The sequence below is a fragment of the Polymorphobacter sp. genome, assembly GCF_051860865.1.
Taxonomy (GTDB): domain Bacteria; phylum Pseudomonadota; class Alphaproteobacteria; order Sphingomonadales; family Sphingomonadaceae; genus Sandarakinorhabdus.
On record NZ_JBIMKZ010000069.1, the window covers coordinates 1 to 17,238 of the forward strand.

General features: G+C 69.8%; 10 protein-coding genes. 3 read left to right on the plus strand and 7 right to left on the minus strand.

The annotated features are described in order from the left end of the window. Nucleotides 1-113: 113 nt before the first annotated feature. A complete protein-coding gene (locus ACTIFJ_RS12155; RefSeq protein ID WP_439534376.1) occupies nt 114-1,454 on the minus strand; it encodes an MFS transporter in 1,341 nt (446 codons plus the stop codon). Nucleotides 1,455-1,656: 202 nt separating this feature from the next. Between ACTIFJ_RS12155 and ACTIFJ_RS12160 the strand changes: the two genes are divergently transcribed. Then, nucleotides 1,657-2,478 (plus strand): helix-turn-helix domain-containing protein, encoded by an 822-nt coding sequence (locus ACTIFJ_RS12160; RefSeq protein ID WP_439534377.1) that lies wholly within the window; start codon nt 1,657-1,659, stop codon nt 2,476-2,478. 198 nt (nt 2,479-2,676) lie between these two features. Here ACTIFJ_RS12160 and ACTIFJ_RS12165 read toward each other — a convergent pair whose 3' ends face one another. Then, nucleotides 2,677-3,342 carry a peptidylprolyl isomerase gene (locus ACTIFJ_RS12165; RefSeq protein WP_439534378.1) on the minus strand — a complete coding sequence of 222 codons (666 nt, stop codon included), beginning with the start codon at nt 3,340-3,342 and terminating at the stop codon, nt 2,677-2,679. A 156-nt stretch (nt 3,343-3,498) separates the two neighbouring features. On the opposite strand from ACTIFJ_RS12165, the gene ACTIFJ_RS12170 reads away from it, so the two are divergent. Both ACTIFJ_RS12170 and ACTIFJ_RS12175 read left to right on the plus strand, forming a co-directional pair. After that, a complete protein-coding gene (locus ACTIFJ_RS12170) occupies nt 3,499-5,502 on the plus strand; it encodes a CHASE2 domain-containing protein (protein ID WP_439534379.1) in 2,004 nt (667 codons plus the stop codon). Then, entirely contained in the window at nt 5,489-6,208 is a 720-nt protein-coding gene (locus tag ACTIFJ_RS12175; RefSeq protein ID WP_439534380.1) for a hypothetical protein, read from the plus strand. Before ACTIFJ_RS12170 ends, ACTIFJ_RS12175 begins: the two co-directional genes overlap by 14 nt. Nucleotides 6,209-6,230: 22 nt before the next feature. Here the strand turns inward: ACTIFJ_RS12175 and ACTIFJ_RS12180 are convergent, their stop codons facing one another. The 5 genes from ACTIFJ_RS12180 to ACTIFJ_RS12200 form a co-directional block, all read right to left on the minus strand. Further along, the gene (locus ACTIFJ_RS12180) at nt 6,231-7,193 is read right to left on the minus strand and encodes a sensor histidine kinase (RefSeq protein WP_439534381.1); all 963 of its coding nucleotides are present in this window, start codon (nt 7,191-7,193) and stop codon (nt 6,231-6,233) included. A gap of 202 nt (nt 7,194-7,395) precedes the next feature. After that, nucleotides 7,396-8,130 (minus strand): hypothetical protein, encoded by a 735-nt coding sequence (locus ACTIFJ_RS12185; RefSeq protein ID WP_439534382.1) that lies wholly within the window; start codon nt 8,128-8,130, stop codon nt 7,396-7,398. A 155-nt stretch (nt 8,131-8,285) separates the two neighbouring features. After that, nucleotides 8,286-8,681, minus strand: a complete 396-nt coding sequence (locus ACTIFJ_RS12190) for a VOC family protein (protein WP_439534383.1) — start codon at nt 8,679-8,681, stop codon at nt 8,286-8,288. A gap of 84 nt (nt 8,682-8,765) precedes the next feature. Next, a complete protein-coding gene (locus tag ACTIFJ_RS12195; protein WP_439534384.1) occupies nt 8,766-11,828 on the minus strand; it encodes a CHAT domain-containing protein in 3,063 nt (1,020 codons plus the stop codon). Beyond that, a complete protein-coding gene (locus ACTIFJ_RS12200) occupies nt 11,828-17,206 on the minus strand; it encodes a beta strand repeat-containing protein (protein WP_439534385.1) in 5,379 nt (1,792 codons plus the stop codon). Before ACTIFJ_RS12200 ends, ACTIFJ_RS12195 begins: the two co-directional genes overlap by 1 nt. Nucleotides 17,207-17,238: the final 32 nt, after the last annotated feature.

Below are 17,238 nucleotides of genomic sequence, written 5' to 3' on the forward strand. Positions count from 1 at the left end.
AGATTAATGTGCACCCGGTAATTGCACCATACAAGGACAAAATGTGCACAGCTATGGCGATCCATCCTCAAGGGGTCTGGGGGCTTAGCCCCCAGCCGCCGGAGGCCCCTTCCTCACGCCCCCCTGAGCGCCATGGTTCGCTCATCCAGCGGATAGAACCGCATCACCGCCACGCTCGCCAGCAAAAACCCGGTCGAGAACACGCAATACGCCAGCGTAATTCCGGTAATCGCGCTTGCCGGCTGGTCGACCGCCACCCCGGCCTTGCTCTCGATATAGCCGAACAGCCCCAGCACCAGCCCCACCATCGACGCCCCGATCGCCTGCCCCAGCTTCTCGACCATGATATAGAGCCCGGCAAAGCTCCCCTCGATCTGTTGCCCGCTGATCCGATACTGATATTCGATGGTGTCGGGCAGCATCGACTGGCTGATCATCACGATCCCGCCATTGCCCAGCCCCGCCAGCAGCCCGATGGTGATGATGATCCATTCCGCCGTCCCCGGCCCGAACGGCAACCAGGCCAGCCACACCAGCGCCGTATACAGCCCCCCCAGCGTATAGGCGGTCCGCTTGCCCTGCCGCCGCGCCAGCCACAGCCAGAACGGCTGCGCCACGATCGTGCCGATGGTCAGCGTCGCATAGATCGTCCCCAGCCAGGCGTCGGACATCTCCAGCCGCCGCTGCACGAAGAACGCCGCTGACGCCGTATGCATCCCCGCCGCCGACAGCAGCATCAGCTTCGCCGACTGCAAAATCACGAACGGCCGGTTCCGCAGCGCCGCCTTCATCTGCGCCTTGTACGGCGGGTGCGTCTTCATATCGACCACCCTCAGCCGCGCCCCGCGCGTCAGCCAGAAGCAGCTCATCAGCACCGCAAAGATCACGAGCCCGACGATGATCCCCATCATCCGGTGCCCCACCAGCCCGCCGCCGAAATAGGCAATCAGCGTCGCCGTAGCCCACCCGCCGAGCAGATTGCCGAGCGAGCCGTTGACCACCCGGAACGACATCATCTTCGATCGCTCGTGCGGCCGGTCGGTCATCTCGGCCGGCATCGCCATATAGGGCACCGCGAAGATCGCGTAGGAGGTCGCGTGCAATATCAGCAGCGCCGCCAGCATGATGATCGCCCCGGTCTGCGTCGCCGCCACCGGCGCATTGAACGCCAGCATGAAGGTCAGCCCGCAGGCAAAGGCGCCGCCGAGCAGATAGGGCCGCCGCCGCCCCCAGCGCGATTGCGTCCGGTCGGATAATGACCCGAAGATCGGATCGGCGATCCCGTCATAGATCTTGGCCAGCGCGAAGATCAGCCCCGCCACCGCCGGCGGCACCGCCATGTAATCGGTCATGAAGCGCAGCAGCAGATAGCTGCCTACCATGAACGCCGTCAGCCCCAGCGTGCCGAGACTCCAGCCGATATAGAGTTTCAGCGACAGCGGCTCGCCCGTCATCTCGCGGGCCGGCCAACGCGTCTGTTCCGTCGATGCTTCCGCCACGCGTCCCCGCTCTCTCGCCCGCATATCAGCACATCACCCGGCCGGGTCACCAGCGCATTCGATGCTTCCCACCTGTCGGATAACCAGCCACCCGCATTTGTCCACCAGTCGGGCAGAAAAGCGTTGCGCCGGCCCGCCGCCATGGCATTGTCCGCGCATGGAAAAAGGCGTCCCCATCCGGGCTCTCAGCCGCGGCATCGCCGTGCTGCAGGCCATCAACCGCGGCGGCACCGTCTCGATGATGGAAATCGCCCGCCTCAGCCAGGTTCCCTATCCCACCGCCTGCCGCCTCGTGCAGACGCTGATGCACGAAGGCCTGATCGAGCGCGAGCCCGCCCGCAAACATTATCGCCCCACCGCGCTGGTGCAGACACTGGCGCATGGCTTCCAGGGCGATGCCCGCCTCGTCGCCGCCGCCCGCCCCCACATCGTCGCCCTCACCCGCCGCCTCGGCTGGCCGATCTCGCTCAGCACCCAGGTCGGCCATTCGATGGTCATCCGGGACAGCACGCACTCGCTCACCACCCTTACCTTCAGCCATTATTACCCCGGCTACACCCTGCCGATCCTCGAATGCGCCGCCGGCCTCGCCTATCTCTCCTGGCTCGGCCCCCATGCCCGCGCCCATCTGCTCAACGCCCTCAAGCTGCTCCCCGATTCCGCCAACACCAACATCATCGCCATGTTCGAGACCGGCGAACTGGCCGAACAGATCCGCCAGCAGGGCCACGCCCAGCGCAGCTTCAACACCTTCACGCTCAACCCCGGCAAGACCTCGTCGATCGCCGTCCCCATCCTGATGCGCGATCATGGCGAAAACGACATCATCGGCTGCCTGACACTCCCCTTCTTCGTCAGCGCCATCAAAATGAACGAAGCCGTCGAACGCTTCCTTGCCCCCCTCCAGGCCACCGCCATTGCCGTCGCCGCCAGCCTCGCCGAAGACCTCAACCCCACCCCGGTCGAGGAAGAAGCCTAGGCGGCATCGACACAGGAAAATGACCTCCGGGGGTTAAGGAAAGGGCCTCCGGCGGCTGGGGCCGCAGGCCCCAGACCCTGATAGATTAGTCATTCCCGCAACACCGTCTGCCGTCGCAATACGAAGGCCGGATTATCGGGGTCTGGGGCCTGCGGCCCCCGCCGCCGGAGGCGCACTTCGGCTGAACGTCGATGCCAGCTAATCCGCCGCAGCCGGCTCGGCCGCTATCGACGCGGCCTCCGGCACCAGATCGGGCTCCGCGTTGGGTACCGGCAGCGTTCGCACCATCCGCACGATCGGCACCGGCTTCTCGATCATCTGCCCTTTCATCGCCCCTTCGCCCAGCGTGGCGGACACCGGCGCTGCCTGGATCGCCTTCACCACCTCGCGTCCTGCCACCACCTTGCCGAATGCCGCAAAGCCCGGGTCGGCCTCGGTCGCATCGAGCGAGGACAGGTCACCGATGATGATGAAGAAGTCGCCGTTAGCCGATCCCGGCGCCCCGCGCGCCATCGAGATCGCCATGTCGGTATTTGACAGCCCCGTCGCGCTCGTCGGCTCATGCTTCACAGGCGGCAGCACCCGCTTCGAATTGCCTTGGGTGCCGCCCTGGATCAGCCCGAACTGCCCGGCCTCCCCCACCATCATCGCCCGGTAAAACACCGTCCCGTCGAACCGCTTCTGGTCGACATAGCGCAGGAAATTGGCCACCGTCAGAGGCGCCTTGTCCCGCTCCAGTCGCAGCGTGAATTCCCCCGCCCCGGTCACCACCTTCACATGCGGCAGAGACGAAACAGGGGCTACCACAGGCGGCGCCGCCACCCCCGCCTGCATCATCATCGCCAGCAGCAACGCCTTCACCATCGCCAGTCCTCCTGCCACCCAGAATGGCGCAACCCCGGCGCTGCGTCCACACCGGCCGGCGCCCGTAGCTGAAACCACTGGACAGGCGCCACGCGCTCCGCCCAATAGACCATTGCAGATGCTGGAGGGGGCCCGCTTCTTGCCACAAAACCGATCATGACCACGCTTCTGACCCCCGTTCGCCGCTTCGTCTCCAACGTCGGGCTGGCGCGCGGCCTCGTCACCCTGCTCATCCTCGTCGCCGCCTTCGCCATCGCCCGCTACAGCTGGACCATCCCTGTCCTCACCGAGACCGAGCGCGGCCTTTACGATGTCCGCCAGTTCCTCGCCGCCCCCGTCGTCGCCCAGGACCCGCGCATCACCATCATCGTCTTCACCGAGGAGACGCTGGCCGCCACCGGCAAGCGCTCGCCGCTCGATCGCCGCCTGCTCGCCGACGCGCTGAAGACCATCGACGCCATGCGCCCCCGCGCCATCGGCATCGATATCCTCATCGACCAGGCCCAGCCCGACGATGATTACCTCGTCGATACCTTCCGCCGCCTCACCACCGCCACCCGCCTCGCCACCGTCGCAGAGAACGAGGCCGTCCCCACCCTGCCGCCCTGGCAGGACCAGTTCCTCCGCGCCTTCCACAAGCGCATCGCCACGCCCTATGTCGGCGGCGGCGATGTCCGCGTCGACGTCGATTCAGACAATGTCATCCGCCGCTTCCCCGCCCAGCTGCCCGGCGCCAAACCCCTGCTGATGGACCTGATGGCCGAGGACGCGAAATGGGGCGGCACCCCGATGCGCGATTACCAGGGCGGCATCGCCTTCCGCCGCGCCGCCGACAACGAGCACCCGGTCTTCACCATGCTCCCCATCGACCTGTTCGCCATCCCCGAACTCGCCGGCGCCATGGCCCCGCTGGTCAAGGACCGTCTCGTCCTCATCGGCGCCGAGCTGCAGATGGTCGACCGCTTCGCCACCCCCCTCACCCGCCTCACCGGCGAGGACACGCCCGGCGTCGCCGTCCATGGCCACCTCCTCGCCCAGCGGCTGGACAGCCGCGACGGTGGCGGCCGCCTCACCCTCCTCCCCGGCTGGTCCTACTGGCTGATCGCGCTGGCCGTGGTCATCGCCGGCGCGCTGACCAGCATCTCGCCGCTCGGCGCCACCCTCACCGCGCTGATCGGCGCGCTCGAGGTCCTCGCCCTCATCGGCACCCCCTTCCTGCTCCAGAAGAATGGCATCGACACCATCGGCCTCCCGGCCGGCGGCTGGGCCATCGGCTTCATCATCGCCTATGCCACCACCGCCGCCTCGGCCCGCTCGATCGGCGTCGAGCAGCGCGCCTTCGCCCAGTCCGCGCTCGGCAAATATCTGCCGCCGGACATCGCCGAAATGATCATCCGCGAACCCGAAAAGCTCTCGCTGCACGGCGAAAAGCGCCGCATCTACGCCCTGTTCACCGACATCGAGGGCTTCACCAAAATGTCGGATCAGTTGCAGGCCGAGCAGCTCGGCACCATCCTCAACGAATATCTGGACGACATCAGCCGCATCATCCTCGGCCATGGCGGGACCATCGACAAGTTCGTCGGCGATGCCGTCATCGCCTTCTGGGGCGCCCCCGTCGCCCGCCCGGACGACGCCGCCCGCGCGCTCGCCGCCGCCCGCGCCATCCAGGCCTATTCCACGGACATGCTGGCGAGGAACCGCGATTCCACCACCGCCCGCATCGGCCGCACCCGCATCGGCGTACATAGGGGCAATGCCGTCGTCGGCAACTTCGGCGGCACCGACCGGATCCAGTACACCGCACTCGGAGACGCAATGAATACGGCCGCCCGCCTCGAATCCGCCAACAAGGCGATGGGCAGCTACACGCTGGTCAGCCGCGATGCCATCGCCACCATCCCCGATGCCGCCTGCCGCAGCCTCGGCCGCCTGACGCTCCGCGGCCGCAAGGAGCCCCTCGAAGTCTTCGAGCCCATAGAAGACGCCGCCGCCGCCGCCGAGCACAACGCGCTCTGGCGCCGCTTCGAATCCGGAGATGCCGCCGCCCTGCAGGCCCTGCGCACCTTGGCCGCCTCCCACCCCGATGATATCGTTCTGGCCAAGATGGTCAGCCGCCTCGAATCCCTCGACCCTGGAGCGTCCTATGACATCTCATAAGCTTGTTACGGCCGCGCTCGCCGCCGCCACCCTCGCCGCCACCCTCGCTTCGGCCGCCAACGCCGCCCTCGTCGTCCGCTCGGTTGGCACCGGCGCCGCCGCCTTCCCCGTCGGCCGCACCATCACCGCCGGCACCCCCATCGCCCTCAAGCCCGGCGACATGCTGACCATCCTCGATGGCCAGACCACCCGCACCTTCCGCGGCCCCGGCACCTTCGATCTCGGCCGCGCCGCCCAGGCCACCACCACCCTCGCCTCGGCCGCCACCGCCCTCAACAGCCGCGCCGCCGAGCGCAAGCCCCGCCTCGGCACCGTCCGCGGCGTCCCCGCCATCGACAGCCCCAGCCTCTGGGACATCGACCTCGACGCCCCCGCCACCCCCGCCACCCAATGCGTCGTCGATCCCGCCACCACCCAGCTGCGCCGCACCGAGGCCACCGCCCCGCGCACCCTCACCATCGAGCCCGCCAGCGGCAAGCCCGCCACCCTCACCCTCGCCGCCGGCGCCACCAGCGCCCGCTGGCCCAAAGCCCTCCCCGTCCCCGGCCGCTACACGCTCCGCAGCCCCGGGCAAGCCCAGACGCAAACCCTCACCCTCACCAAAATCCCCGCCCCCACCGGAGACGCCACCGCCGACGCCGAAACCCTGATCAAGGCCGGCTGCACCCGCCAGCTGGACCGCTTCGTCGCCACCCTCGAAAAATAGCGCGTCCTAAAAGACGCCCGCCTCAAACCGCCAGCCTGTCCCGGCGCAGCGTCATTGTCGCCACCAGCCCGGTCGCCGGCCACTCGCAGTGCAGCGTCCCGCCGAACTGCCGCAGCAGCGTCCGCTCCACCATCCGCAGCCCGGTGCCGGGCGCTGCCGGCGGCCCCGCCACCGCCGGCCCGCCCGTCTCGGACCAGGTCAGCACCAGCTGCTCCTCCTCCGCGCGCATCGCCACGTCGAGCGTCCCCGTCGACGCCGACAGCGCCCCATATTTCGCCGCATTGGTCGCCAGCTCGTGGAACATGATCGCCAGCGTCGTCGTCGATCGCTCGCCCACCCCGATCCGCGGCACCGCCACCCGCACCCGCCCGGCAAACGCCCCCTGGTCGTCATAAGGCGCCAGCAACACCGACAGCAGATCGCCCAGCAACGCCGCCCGCCCGTCCTCGCCCGGCAACGGACGCACAATGTCATGCGCCCGCCCCAGCGCCGAAAGCCGCGCCGTCAGCCCCTGCGCCATCTCCTCCACGCTGCCCGCCGACCGCACGCTCATGTGCGTCAGGCTCATCGCCACCGACAGCAGATTCTTCACCCGATGGCTCATCTCGCCCGCCAGCAGCTCGTTGCTCTCCTCCGCCTGCTTGCGCCCGGTCACATCGAGGAAAACCCCATAGGTCGCCCCGTCGACAACACTCGCATCCGCCCCCACGCCCCGCGCCGATACCCAGCGCACCTCATCCTCGATCATGATCCGGAAATCGATCTCGAACGGCCCCTCCACGGCCCGCGTCGCCAGAAACGCCTCCCGCACCCGGTCCCGGTCGGAAGGATGCACCTTCGCCGACAGATCCTCGAAATCGACCTCCCGCGCCCAGTCCAGCCCCCACAAGGCAAACGCCCGCGCATCCATCGTGAACCGGTTACGACCAACCTCCCAGCGCCACATCGCCACCTGCGCCGCCTCGATCGCTAGCCGCAAATGCAAGGCACTCCACACAATCGAATCTTCACCATGTGCAACCATGCCAGCTCCCAGGATGCGCACCAGCCACCCACCCCCGCCCTGCGCCCCCCAGCCCCGCGTGTCAAAAGTGCAGCGTCAGAGAAGCAGCAAAACAGCCTCCGGCAGCTGGGGCCTCAGGCCCCAGACCCAGGACAAATTGTGGCGGAAACTCGCGGCCCGATGATCAACGTTGTTTGCTGGCTTGCAGCTTGGGGAGATAGGCCAAGCCGTCGCCGATCGTTTCGAGGGCCTGTGGCTCCTGAACCGGGATGCGCTGCCAGCGTTTCAAACGGTCAGGGTCCTCTTCTATCGACCCGTTCGCAAGGCTTGCCCGTCGGCTGACGAAATTGACACTCAGTGTTTCAGTCTGGCCGCTGTTTCGCTGCAACGTCTCCCGGTCGAAGCCGATCAGACGCATCTGCTTCCCGTTCCAACGGAACGAAAGCACGGAACTGTAGGACGTCCATCCCCCCATACTTCGCCAATAGATCAGTCCCAATGAGAGAATCCCTCGACGGATCGCCAGCGCCTCAGCATCTAGCGGATCATCCATGTAGGGATCATCTGCACGGGGAATCACCGCGACATTCGCCGCCTGCAAGTCAAACCCGGTCTTGCGACGAAACGCGACAAGCAAGAGGCGAGGATTGGTATCCATCGGAGTGGTGACGCCTTCAACCTCGACGATGCAGTCTGGATCAGCGCCTTTCAGGACCGCTGCCAGGTCCGGTTGCCCATCCCCGTTCAAGTCGCCTTCAACTGCGATCTCCACATCCCAGCCGGGCGGCGCGAAGGCGGCCGCCGATACGGCAGACGCCGGCAATGATGGTAAGGCCGCGCGCAAGCGCGGCGGCTCGCCGTCATAGGGCACCGATGGATGAGACACAGCAAGACAGATTGCGCCGGCGATTTGAAGCATTGGTCCAACCTACTGGCTCGGACATTCCGTAGCCAGCGCGTCACGCAATCGCCGTGTGTGCGAGCACCTCATACGTGTGATGCATGAAAAACGGGGGCCCGCCCATTGCCTCGCCGACCACCATCCCACGATCGTCCTTGCTCCAGCGGCCCTTTTCAGCCCCGAAGCTCCAGACCGTTCCCGTCCGGATCACGGAGATAGATCGACATATCGACACCGCCAGCACCATAGCGGCTTGCCGGGGCCTCATAAACAATGCCGTGCGCATCCAGGTGCTTCATCACGTCGCTGGCAACATAGCGCTCCACGCGCAGGCAGATGTGATCGACATTCCGGCCCTCGGCACCTGGTCCGGCGCCGCCTGCCGATCCCAGTTTTCCATCGAGCGGAACAAGATCAATCAAGCTGGTGCCTGCTCGAAGATGGATGAGACCTACAGCGTCGTTACGCTTCTCGATGGCGCATCCAAGCACCCCAGCGTAGAATGCGATGGCCGCATCCAGATCGCGAACGCGCAGGACAACATGGTCGATTCCGGCAATCGACAGCATCCCGCTCTCCTTTGCTTCTTCCACCGTCGCACCTCACAAGACCGTAGTCCATGTCACGCCACAGTCCGAACCGCCGTCACCCGCTCACCGCAACGGCCGGGCCCCATCCCCCACAATCGCAAACGCCGCCCAATAATAAGGATGAGACGTATCCGCCTCGTCCATCAGCCGCAGCGCCGCCGTCCGCATCGCCTCGCCCACACCGGCCTCGGTCCCGCCCTCATTCCCGCCCTGGAACAGCCCGGTGATCAGCCGCTCGGTCGCGCCATAATCGTCCGGCACCGGCCAGTGGCTCGCCACCACAGTGCGTGATCCCGCCCCCACAAACGCCCGCACCAGCCCGTCCAGCGCGAAATTGCCCCCGGTCGCAATCCCCGCCTCCCGCGTCGCCGAAACCGTCGCCATCCCGGCCGTGTCGCACGCCGACAGGATCACCGTCTCGGCATCCAGCCGCAGGTCGAAAATCTCGGCAAAGCTCAGCAGCCCGTCCGATCCCGCGCCCCCGAACGAGGTCAGCAGCGCCGGCCGCGCCGCGCACTGCGGCGCCGGCGCCGTCACCAGCCCATGCGTGGCGAAATGCAGGATGCGATACTGGTTGAGGTCGTCGCGCCCGTCGAGCCCGGAGTCGGTAAACCCGCCCTCGGTCACGATCTCCGCCCCCGTCCCGCCTATCGCTCGCGCCGCGAACTGCAGCTCGTCGGCCGAAATCGGGTTGCCCCAGGCCGCCAGCGGCCAGTCGCAGGCATCGCGCGGAATCGCCGACATCGCCGCCGGCGGCCGGCTGTTCTGCCCCAGCCCCAGATAGGGCCGCATCGCCCGGCTCGCCGCAATCCCGCGCAGCTCCACAAACGCCCCGGGGCTCACCGCCGTCGTCAGCATCCGCTCGCGCCCCAGCCAGCTGATGCCGCGCATGTCATAGGCATCGGCGCGGATATCGGCCACCCGCGCCAGATAGGCCGCCATCCCCCGGTCATCGGCAATCAGCAAATTCGGCGGCAGCTGCAGCAGCGGCCCGTCCGGCTCGAAGATGATGTGCCTGGCCGCCGCCACCTCGCTGTCCAGCCCGGCAAACAGCAGCGCATACAGCGCCCGCGCCGTCGCCGCATCGAACGGATAGGTCGCCGTCCTCCCGTCCTCGATCCGCACGATCGAATCGCGCAGCCGCGCCACCATCGCCTCCAGCTCGGCCAGCCGCGCCTGCACCGGCAGCACCCGCGCGCTGTCCGGCCCGATCATCATCGCATAGGGCTGCTCGCCCACCAGCGCGAGCTTGTAATAGGCCTCGCCCGGCCGCAGCACCTTCTGCAGATCCGCCAGCCCCAGCGTCTGCGCCGACACCACCCGGTAGCGCGGAAACGCCGACAAGCGGTCGAGCAACTGCGTCTGTTGCACCGCCAGCAGCGCCCGCTCGCTCCCCGCCTGCGCCAGCGCCGTCTCCTCGTCAGGCGTCAGCGCCGTCATCGCCGAAAGCCGCCCGATGTCGCTCTCCACCCGCACGATCTCGCGCGATACCCGCGTCGCCTCGCGGAACAGCGCCGCCGCTTCGTCGCTGCCCCCCGATAGCTCGCGCGCCAGCACCGCCTGCGTCTGCGCCACCCCGGGCCGCACCAGGGTCTGCGCCGCCATGAAGAAGTCGGACACATCGCCCGCCGACCCGCCCCGCGCCAGCAGCGCAAAATACGGCCCGATCATCGGCCGTATCGCCTGGTCGCCCCCCGGCGTCGCCGGCGCCGCCTTCACCACCGCGGCAAACGCCGCCCGCGCCGCCGCCCCGTCGCCCTGCCGCTCCAGCAGCCCGGCCAGCCGCGCCCGCGCCGCCAGCAGCGCCGCCGATCCCGGATATTCGATCTGCAGCAGCCGCGCCGCCTCCTCCAGCTGCGCCCGCGCCCCGGCCCGGTCGCCCTCGGCCTCGGCAATCGCCCCCAGCTCGGTATAGCTCGCCGCGTTCAGCCAGCCGAGGCTGCGTACCCGCCCGCCCCGGATCGTGTTGATCCCGTCGATCGCCCCGCCCAGCGCCGACTTCGCCGGCCCCAGCCGCCCGCGCGCCCGCTCGGCCACCCCGGTCAAATACAGCGCCTGCGCGTCCAGAATCCGCACCCGCTCGCCCTCGCTCAGCCGCAGGTCGCCACCGGCCAGTCGCGCCAGCCGCCCGGCGTCGGTATTCAGCCGCTGCGCCACCGGCCGCTCGATCCGCCCCGCCGCCAGGTCCTCGGGCCGCAGCCCGCCCTCCCCTGCCGCAGACACCGGCGCCGCCAGTATCGCCAGCGCCGCCACCGCCTGGCCATTGTTCAGCGCATCGATCGCCCGGAAATTCCGCAGCCGCCGCTGCTGCACGGGGTCGATCGCATCGGGGGCGCGCGCGGCGCGGTCGAACAGGTCGATCGCCGCCGCCCGGTTGCCGAGGTTCGATTGCTGCAACCCCTGGTTCGCCAGATATTCCGCCGTTCGCGCAAAGCCCGCGTCGCCGCTCCGGCTCCGCTCGATCAGCACATCGAAGAACGCCGCACTCTCGGCAAACGCCCCGGCATTGTTGCGCAGATACCCCTCCGCCAGCGCCGCCTCGGGGTCGAGCACCCCGGCCTGCACCCGCGCCAGCGCCGTCGGATCGCTCAGGCCGGTCGTCGTCGCCACCACCTCGCCCGGCACCGGCCGGTCGAGCACCATCGATTGCAGCCCCAGCGCCAGCGCCGTCTCATAGCTGACCAGCCCCTCGGCGACATACAACACGCCGCCGCGCTCGATGCTAAGCACCAGCTGCGGCACCCCCTTCGCCGGCCCGTCCGCCGCCCCCGCACACAGCGCCCGGGAAACCCCAGAAACTCCGCCCAAAGCCACCACGGACGTCGCCCCGCAGCCCCCGCCGCCACGCCCGGCCAACAGCCCCGTCGCCGCCGCGCCACTGCCGGACCGCAACGCCCAGAGCTGCCCCACCTGCGTCGCCGCATCCCGGCACACCAGCGCATAGCCCCGGTCGAACATCGACGTCAGCAGCGGCGCCACCCCCTGCGACTGCGCCGTGCACAACACCCCGGCATCGCCGACCCGGAAGCTCGATTCCGTCTTCAGGCTGCGCGTCACCGCCCCGGCCTGCCCGGCCAGTGTCATCGTCGCCGCCGCCAGCAGCGCCAGCCTCAAAGCCCGCCCCATCACTGCCCCTCCGGCCGGTTGTCGCCCGGCACGCCGTCGGAGTCGTCCTCAGGCTCCTCCGCCGCCGCACCCTCATTGCCCTGCCCGGTCGGCATCGCGCCGCCGTCAGTGCCCACGCCAACCCCGACGCCGATCCCGCTTCCGCGCCCGGCACCGATGAACTGCCCGGCATTGCCGGTCCCCGTCATCGGCTCGTCCATGATCTCGGGGTCGTCCACCGGCCCGGTGCCGATCAGCTGCTGCTGGCGGAACGCCGGCGGCAGGTCGGTGCCCTCGCCCGCCGTTTCCGGCCGCATGCCCCCGTCCTCGGTCAGCTGCTGCACGTCATTGCCGATCGGCTGCACCGCCTCGATCACCGCCTCCGGCACCAGCGGCTCGGGCTCCGGCTCCGGCTCCGGCTCCGGCTCCACCACGCAAGGCGCTCCGCGCACGCAGCCATTCACCTGGCTCGTCGCCGTGAACCCGCGCCCATTGCCCAGCACCGTGAAGCTCACCGTCTCCAGCGTGAAATTGCCGGTCACCGGCCCGCCCGCCCCGCGCGTCTGGCCGTTGATCACCACATCCACCGCCCCGCCCACCGGCACCGGCACCCCCTGCGCATCCACCAGCGGCCGCAGCCGCGGCGTAATCGTCAACGCCCCGGCATCGAAGCCGGCGCGCACACTGCCCCGACTGCTGTTCTGCACCAGGAAGCTGTTGTCGATCACCACGTCGATGGTCCCGCCAATCAGCTGCTGGGCATTCGGAATCGTCGCCACCGGCACGCCGTTCAGCCGGTCGTTGCGCCCGCTGAAATTGCCGTCGAGCAACAGGTTCGAGACCAGCGCCCGCTCGCCAACGAAGATGTCCCGCGCCTCCAGCCGCAACCGCCCGCCGGGGGCCCCGCCCACGGCAAACACCCCGAGCTGCCCGCCCTCGTCGGACACCACCAGAATCCGGTCGCCCGCCAGCCGCAGCACATCGTCGGTGCCCGCATCGCTGACCGTCACCGGATCGGTCACAACGATATCGCCAGCCGACACGATCTCGAAGCTCGATCCTGTCAAATTGGGCACTGCGCCGCGGCTGCCGACCAGCGCAAAGCCTAGTACGTCCACCGCCGCCGGCGCCGCCCCAAGCGCCACCACGCTGATATCGGCCGCCTGCAACCGTTGCACCTCGGCCGCGCTCATCCACCAGTCCGCATCGGCCGTCCCGCCGCCCAGCACCACCGAATCCACCCCGGCCTCGATCTCGAACCGCAGCGTTTCCGCCTGCAACCCGCCGAACCGCGCACCAATCGCGATATCGGCCGAGGTCACCACCGCCGACCCCGCCGTCACCGCGCCGTCGAACCGCGCCAGCCCGCCGCTGCTTACCCCGATCCGGAAGGCGTCGATCGTCCCGCCGAAGCCGACATCACCGGCCGCAGCCGCCATCAGCAGCCCGGTCTCCACCGCCCCGCCGACAGCAACATCCCCGTCCAGCCGCGCCGCCGGTCGCCCGAACAACTCGGTCCGCTCGCCGAACGGCGTGTCGAGCATCGCCACGCCTGCGATCAGCGCCCCGCCCTCGCCATCGGTCATGATCGACCCTGTCGCCACATCACCGTCCGCCAGCAGATAGAGCGACTCCCCGGTCATGATATTACCCGCGCGCACCCCGCCGCCGGCCCCGAACTGCTCGATATAAATGTCCCCGGCCGCGTCGAGATCGCCGAGCACCACGCCGTCGCGCGCCACCACCACGACCTCATAGTCATTTGTCCGTGCTACCGGATCGACGATCCCCGCATCCACGGCGCCCGCTGTCAGCGACCCCGTCTCCGCCAGCAGCGATACCGATCCGCCAACACTTACGGCCCCTGTCTTTAAGTCGCCGTCGAAGCTGCGCAGCAGCGCATCGCCATTCGCACGCACCCCGCCCAGCGATACCTGCCCAATGGCCTCGACGGTCACATCACCGCCGCCGCGCACATCGCCCGCCCGCACCGCGCCCAGCGTCTGCATCAGCACAGCCCCGCCGGCCAGCAAAGTCCCGGCATCGATGCTCTCCCCGGCCCGCATGACCAGCGCCCCGTCGGCAACGGTCACATCGCCGGTCTCCAGCCGCCCGTTCAGCGCCTCCAGCGTCAGCGACGACGCGCCGGTGTCGATATCGCCGAGCAGCAGGTCGGTGGTCGAGGCCAGCAACACCTCCGCAACGGTGGCAATCGCCCCGGCCGAAATCGCGCCGGCCGAAATCACGCTGATATCGCCGACCGCCAGCAGATCGCCCGCCGCCACATCGCCGCCGTCCGCTTCCAGCCGGATCGCCCCGCCGCTGTCGATATCGCCGGTGGCAATGCCCGTCCCCGCCGCCAGCGTCACATCGCCGGCCGCCGTCAGACCCTGCGTCGCAATTCCCGTCCCCGCCGTGATCGAGATCGCCCCGTCGGTATCGACATCGGCATCGAGCGTCACCGAGCCGCCCGCCACCAGGTCGGCAATCAGTATCGCATCGACCACGCCCAGCCGCAGATTATTCGCCGCCTGAATCGTCGTCAGCCCGGCCACCACCAGCGCCATCTGGTTGTAGATATCGCGCCCGAACAGGCCCAGCGTGCCGCCGACCTCAAGCCGCCCCGGCACCGCCAGCACCGCGCCGGACAGGCTCGGCAGGATATTGGCCCCGCGCACCTCGGCGTCGCCACCGATGCGGATCAGCCCATCCCCCATCCCCAGCGCCGCATCCCCGGCCACCTGCACCAGCACATCGCCAGCCACGCCAATCTGGCCGCCCAGCCCGCCGAGCCCGGACGCCACCAGCGGCGCCCCGACCACATCCGGCCCAGCGTCGCCCGCCGCCACCAGGCTCAAAGACGCCATGTCGATCTTCGCCGCATCGGCAATCACCGTGCCCTGCCCGGCCACCGACGGCGTCACCGGCTGCCCGCTGCCACCGACGCCGCTGCTGCCATCGAGCAGCAGCGACACCGCGCCCATCGTCAGCGTATTGCCGTCCTCGGCCAGAATCCGCGCCACGCCGCCACGGCCAACCCCGCCCGCGCCAGCGCTGCTGGCACCGCCGGAACCGGCCGCAAACACCTGCACGTCACCGAGGGTCATCGTCCCGCCGGCGCCGCCGATCATCGCCTGGCCGCCACGGCCCTCGCCGCCCGGCGCGCTGCTGGCGCCGTCACCGGCAATAGCGGTCAACAGCATCTGCGTCGTCCCGCCCACCGACAGCGTGCCGCCGGCGACCTGCATTGCCGCCATGCCGCCCGTCGCGAAACCGGACAGGGCGAATGCCTCCGCAACGGCGCGCCCGTCGAGCCCGACATCGCCGTCGATGACGATCGACCCGGCGCCCGCGTCGAGGGTCATGGCGCCGCCGCTGGCAAAGCCGCCTGCCGCCGCCGTCACCATCGTTACCGGCCCGGCAACTTCCATGCCGCCACTGCCGATTACCTGCAGCTGCACGGAGCCGCCCTCGGCACCGCCGCCGGTGCCGCCGTCCGCCGTCGCCACCATGGACAGCGCCGCCGCCTCGATCCGCCCGCTGCCCACGGCCAAAGTCATCCCGCCGCCGCGGGCGAAACCGCCGAAGCCCGGCGCCCCGGCGCCGCCCAGTGCCGCGCCGCTGAACGAGATTTCGCCGGTCGCCTGGAGCGTCGCCGCCCCGAGGTCGATCGCTACCATACCGCCTGTCGCCGCCCCGCCGGTCTGCGAAGCCGGGAAGAAACCGCCTTCGGCGTTGCCGGCAAATAACATCGACGCCACGTTGATCGTTCCCGCGCCGGCCTGCGGCGACAGGCCGCCGCCGACCAGCAACGATCCGCCTTGCGCCACGCTGCCCCGGGCACTGGCATCGATGCCCAACGCGCCGAGCGCCATCGCAAAGGGCGTCGTGCCGTCCGACCCGGCTGACAGCTGCCAACTGGTGCTGCCGCCCTCGGCGCCGCCCGCGGCCGCGCCGACTCCGGTTGCGCCGCCGATCACCGCCAGCCCCGGCGTGCTGCCGGCACCGCCGATGGCGCGCATCCCGGCCGTCATCGCCGTCGTCCGGAATTCACTGCCCACCAGTTCGATGGTCAGCGCCCCGCCCAGCGCCGCCCCGCCAGCCCCGCCATCACCGCCATCGGGAAAGGCCGTGTCCACCGCGCTGCCGCCATTGCCGCCGGCCCCGCCCAACGCCTCGGCGACCAATTGCACATCACCCAGCTGCATCCGGCTCGCCTCACCGACGCCGCCCGCCGATGCGGTGGTGAGGAAGGAGATCGCCCCCGCCGTCGCATCGCCGCCCGCCGTCCCGTCAAAGGCCGCAGACACCGTCGTCACCCCATCGCTGCCGTCGACGCCGGCGCCACCGATCGCCTGGGTGTCGACGCGCAGCGATGCTGTTACCAGCACCGCCCCGCGCTCCTGCACGCGGACGCTGGCGGCGCTGCCCAAGGCGCGCCCGCCGTCACGGCCCTGCACCCGCGCCGCGTCGGCAACCGCGCTCGTATCGATACTGACCGCGCCCAGCCGCAGCGCCGCCGTCGCGGCACTGCTGCCGACACCGACCTGCACGCCACCGCGCGAGACGATGCCGGCGCTGGCGCCGGTGCCCGCCCCGGCCAGCGCCGCCGCCTCCAGCCGCACCGCGCCGAGCGCCTCGAAGCTGCCGCCGCGCACATCGAGCGTCACCAGCCCATTGCTGCCCGCCCCCTGCGGCTCGCCGCCCTGGTCCACCAGCCCGGCGCCGCCGATGCCATTGGCCAGCAGGTCGAGCCCGCCACCCACTGTCATCGCGCCGCCATCGACCGTCAGCCGCACAATCCCGCCGGCGCCATTCTGCGCCGCCTCGACGCTGCCGGAAAGCCCGTTACCAGCGCCCCCCCGGCCCTCGGCCGAAAGCCGCGTATCGCCGGCGATATCGAGGCTGCCCCCTGCGGCCGTCATCGTCAGGGATACCGTCGATCCCTCGCCGGTCCCACCCAGCGAGCGCAGCGATTGCAGGCCGTTGCCGAACCCGTCGTCGGCGCCGGTGCCGCCAAAGCCATCCGCCGTCATTGCCAGCGAGGCCAGCGACACCTCGGCCACCGTCTCGTCATCATCGAGCCCGGTCCGGATGTCGACGAATGCCCCCGCACCCTCGCCGCCGAACAACACGTCGCCGCCAACGCCGCCGGCGCCGTTTGCGCCCAGGCCCTCGCCGAAGGTGCCGAGCCCGCCGGCGCCACCGAAGGCATCGGCCAGCAGCGCCACGCCGCCCGTCTCGACCGTCCCGCCGAACACCTGCAGCCGCGCCAGCCCGAAAACGGCATTGCCGCCGCGCCCGCCGGCCCCGGCCGCCAGCCCAAAGGCCGCGCTGCCCGCCGCGCCGCCGGCCCCGCCCTGGCCGATCGCCTCGATCAGCACATCGCCGACCGTCAACGCATTGGCCGCCGCCGCCAGCGCCGCCGAGC

What these genes read in the sequence shown, in the direction of transcription:
- ACTIFJ_RS12165 (WP_439534378.1), bottom strand. Translation starts at nt 3,342, where the DNA reads ATGGTGAAGGCGTTGCTGCTGGCGATGATGATGCAGGCGGGGGTGGCG.
- ACTIFJ_RS12160 (WP_439534377.1), top strand. Translation starts at nt 1,657, where the DNA reads ATGGAAAAAGGCGTCCCCATCCGGGCTCTCAGCCGCGGCATCGCCGTG.
- ACTIFJ_RS12190 (WP_439534383.1), bottom strand. Translation starts at nt 8,681, where the DNA reads ATGCTGTCGATTGCCGGAATCGACCATGTTGTCCTGCGCGTTCGCGAT.
- ACTIFJ_RS12185 (WP_439534382.1), bottom strand. Translation starts at nt 8,130, where the DNA reads ATGCTTCAAATCGCCGGCGCAATCTGTCTTGCTGTGTCTCATCCATCG.
- ACTIFJ_RS12175 (WP_439534380.1), top strand. Translation starts at nt 5,489, where the DNA reads ATGACATCTCATAAGCTTGTTACGGCCGCGCTCGCCGCCGCCACCCTC.
- ACTIFJ_RS12170 (WP_439534379.1), top strand. Translation starts at nt 3,499, where the DNA reads ATGACCACGCTTCTGACCCCCGTTCGCCGCTTCGTCTCCAACGTCGGG.
- ACTIFJ_RS12195 (WP_439534384.1), bottom strand. Translation starts at nt 11,828, where the DNA reads ATGGGGCGGGCTTTGAGGCTGGCGCTGCTGGCGGCGGCGACGATGACA.
- ACTIFJ_RS12155 (WP_439534376.1), bottom strand. Translation starts at nt 1,454, where the DNA reads ATGACGGGCGAGCCGCTGTCGCTGAAACTCTATATCGGCTGGAGTCTC.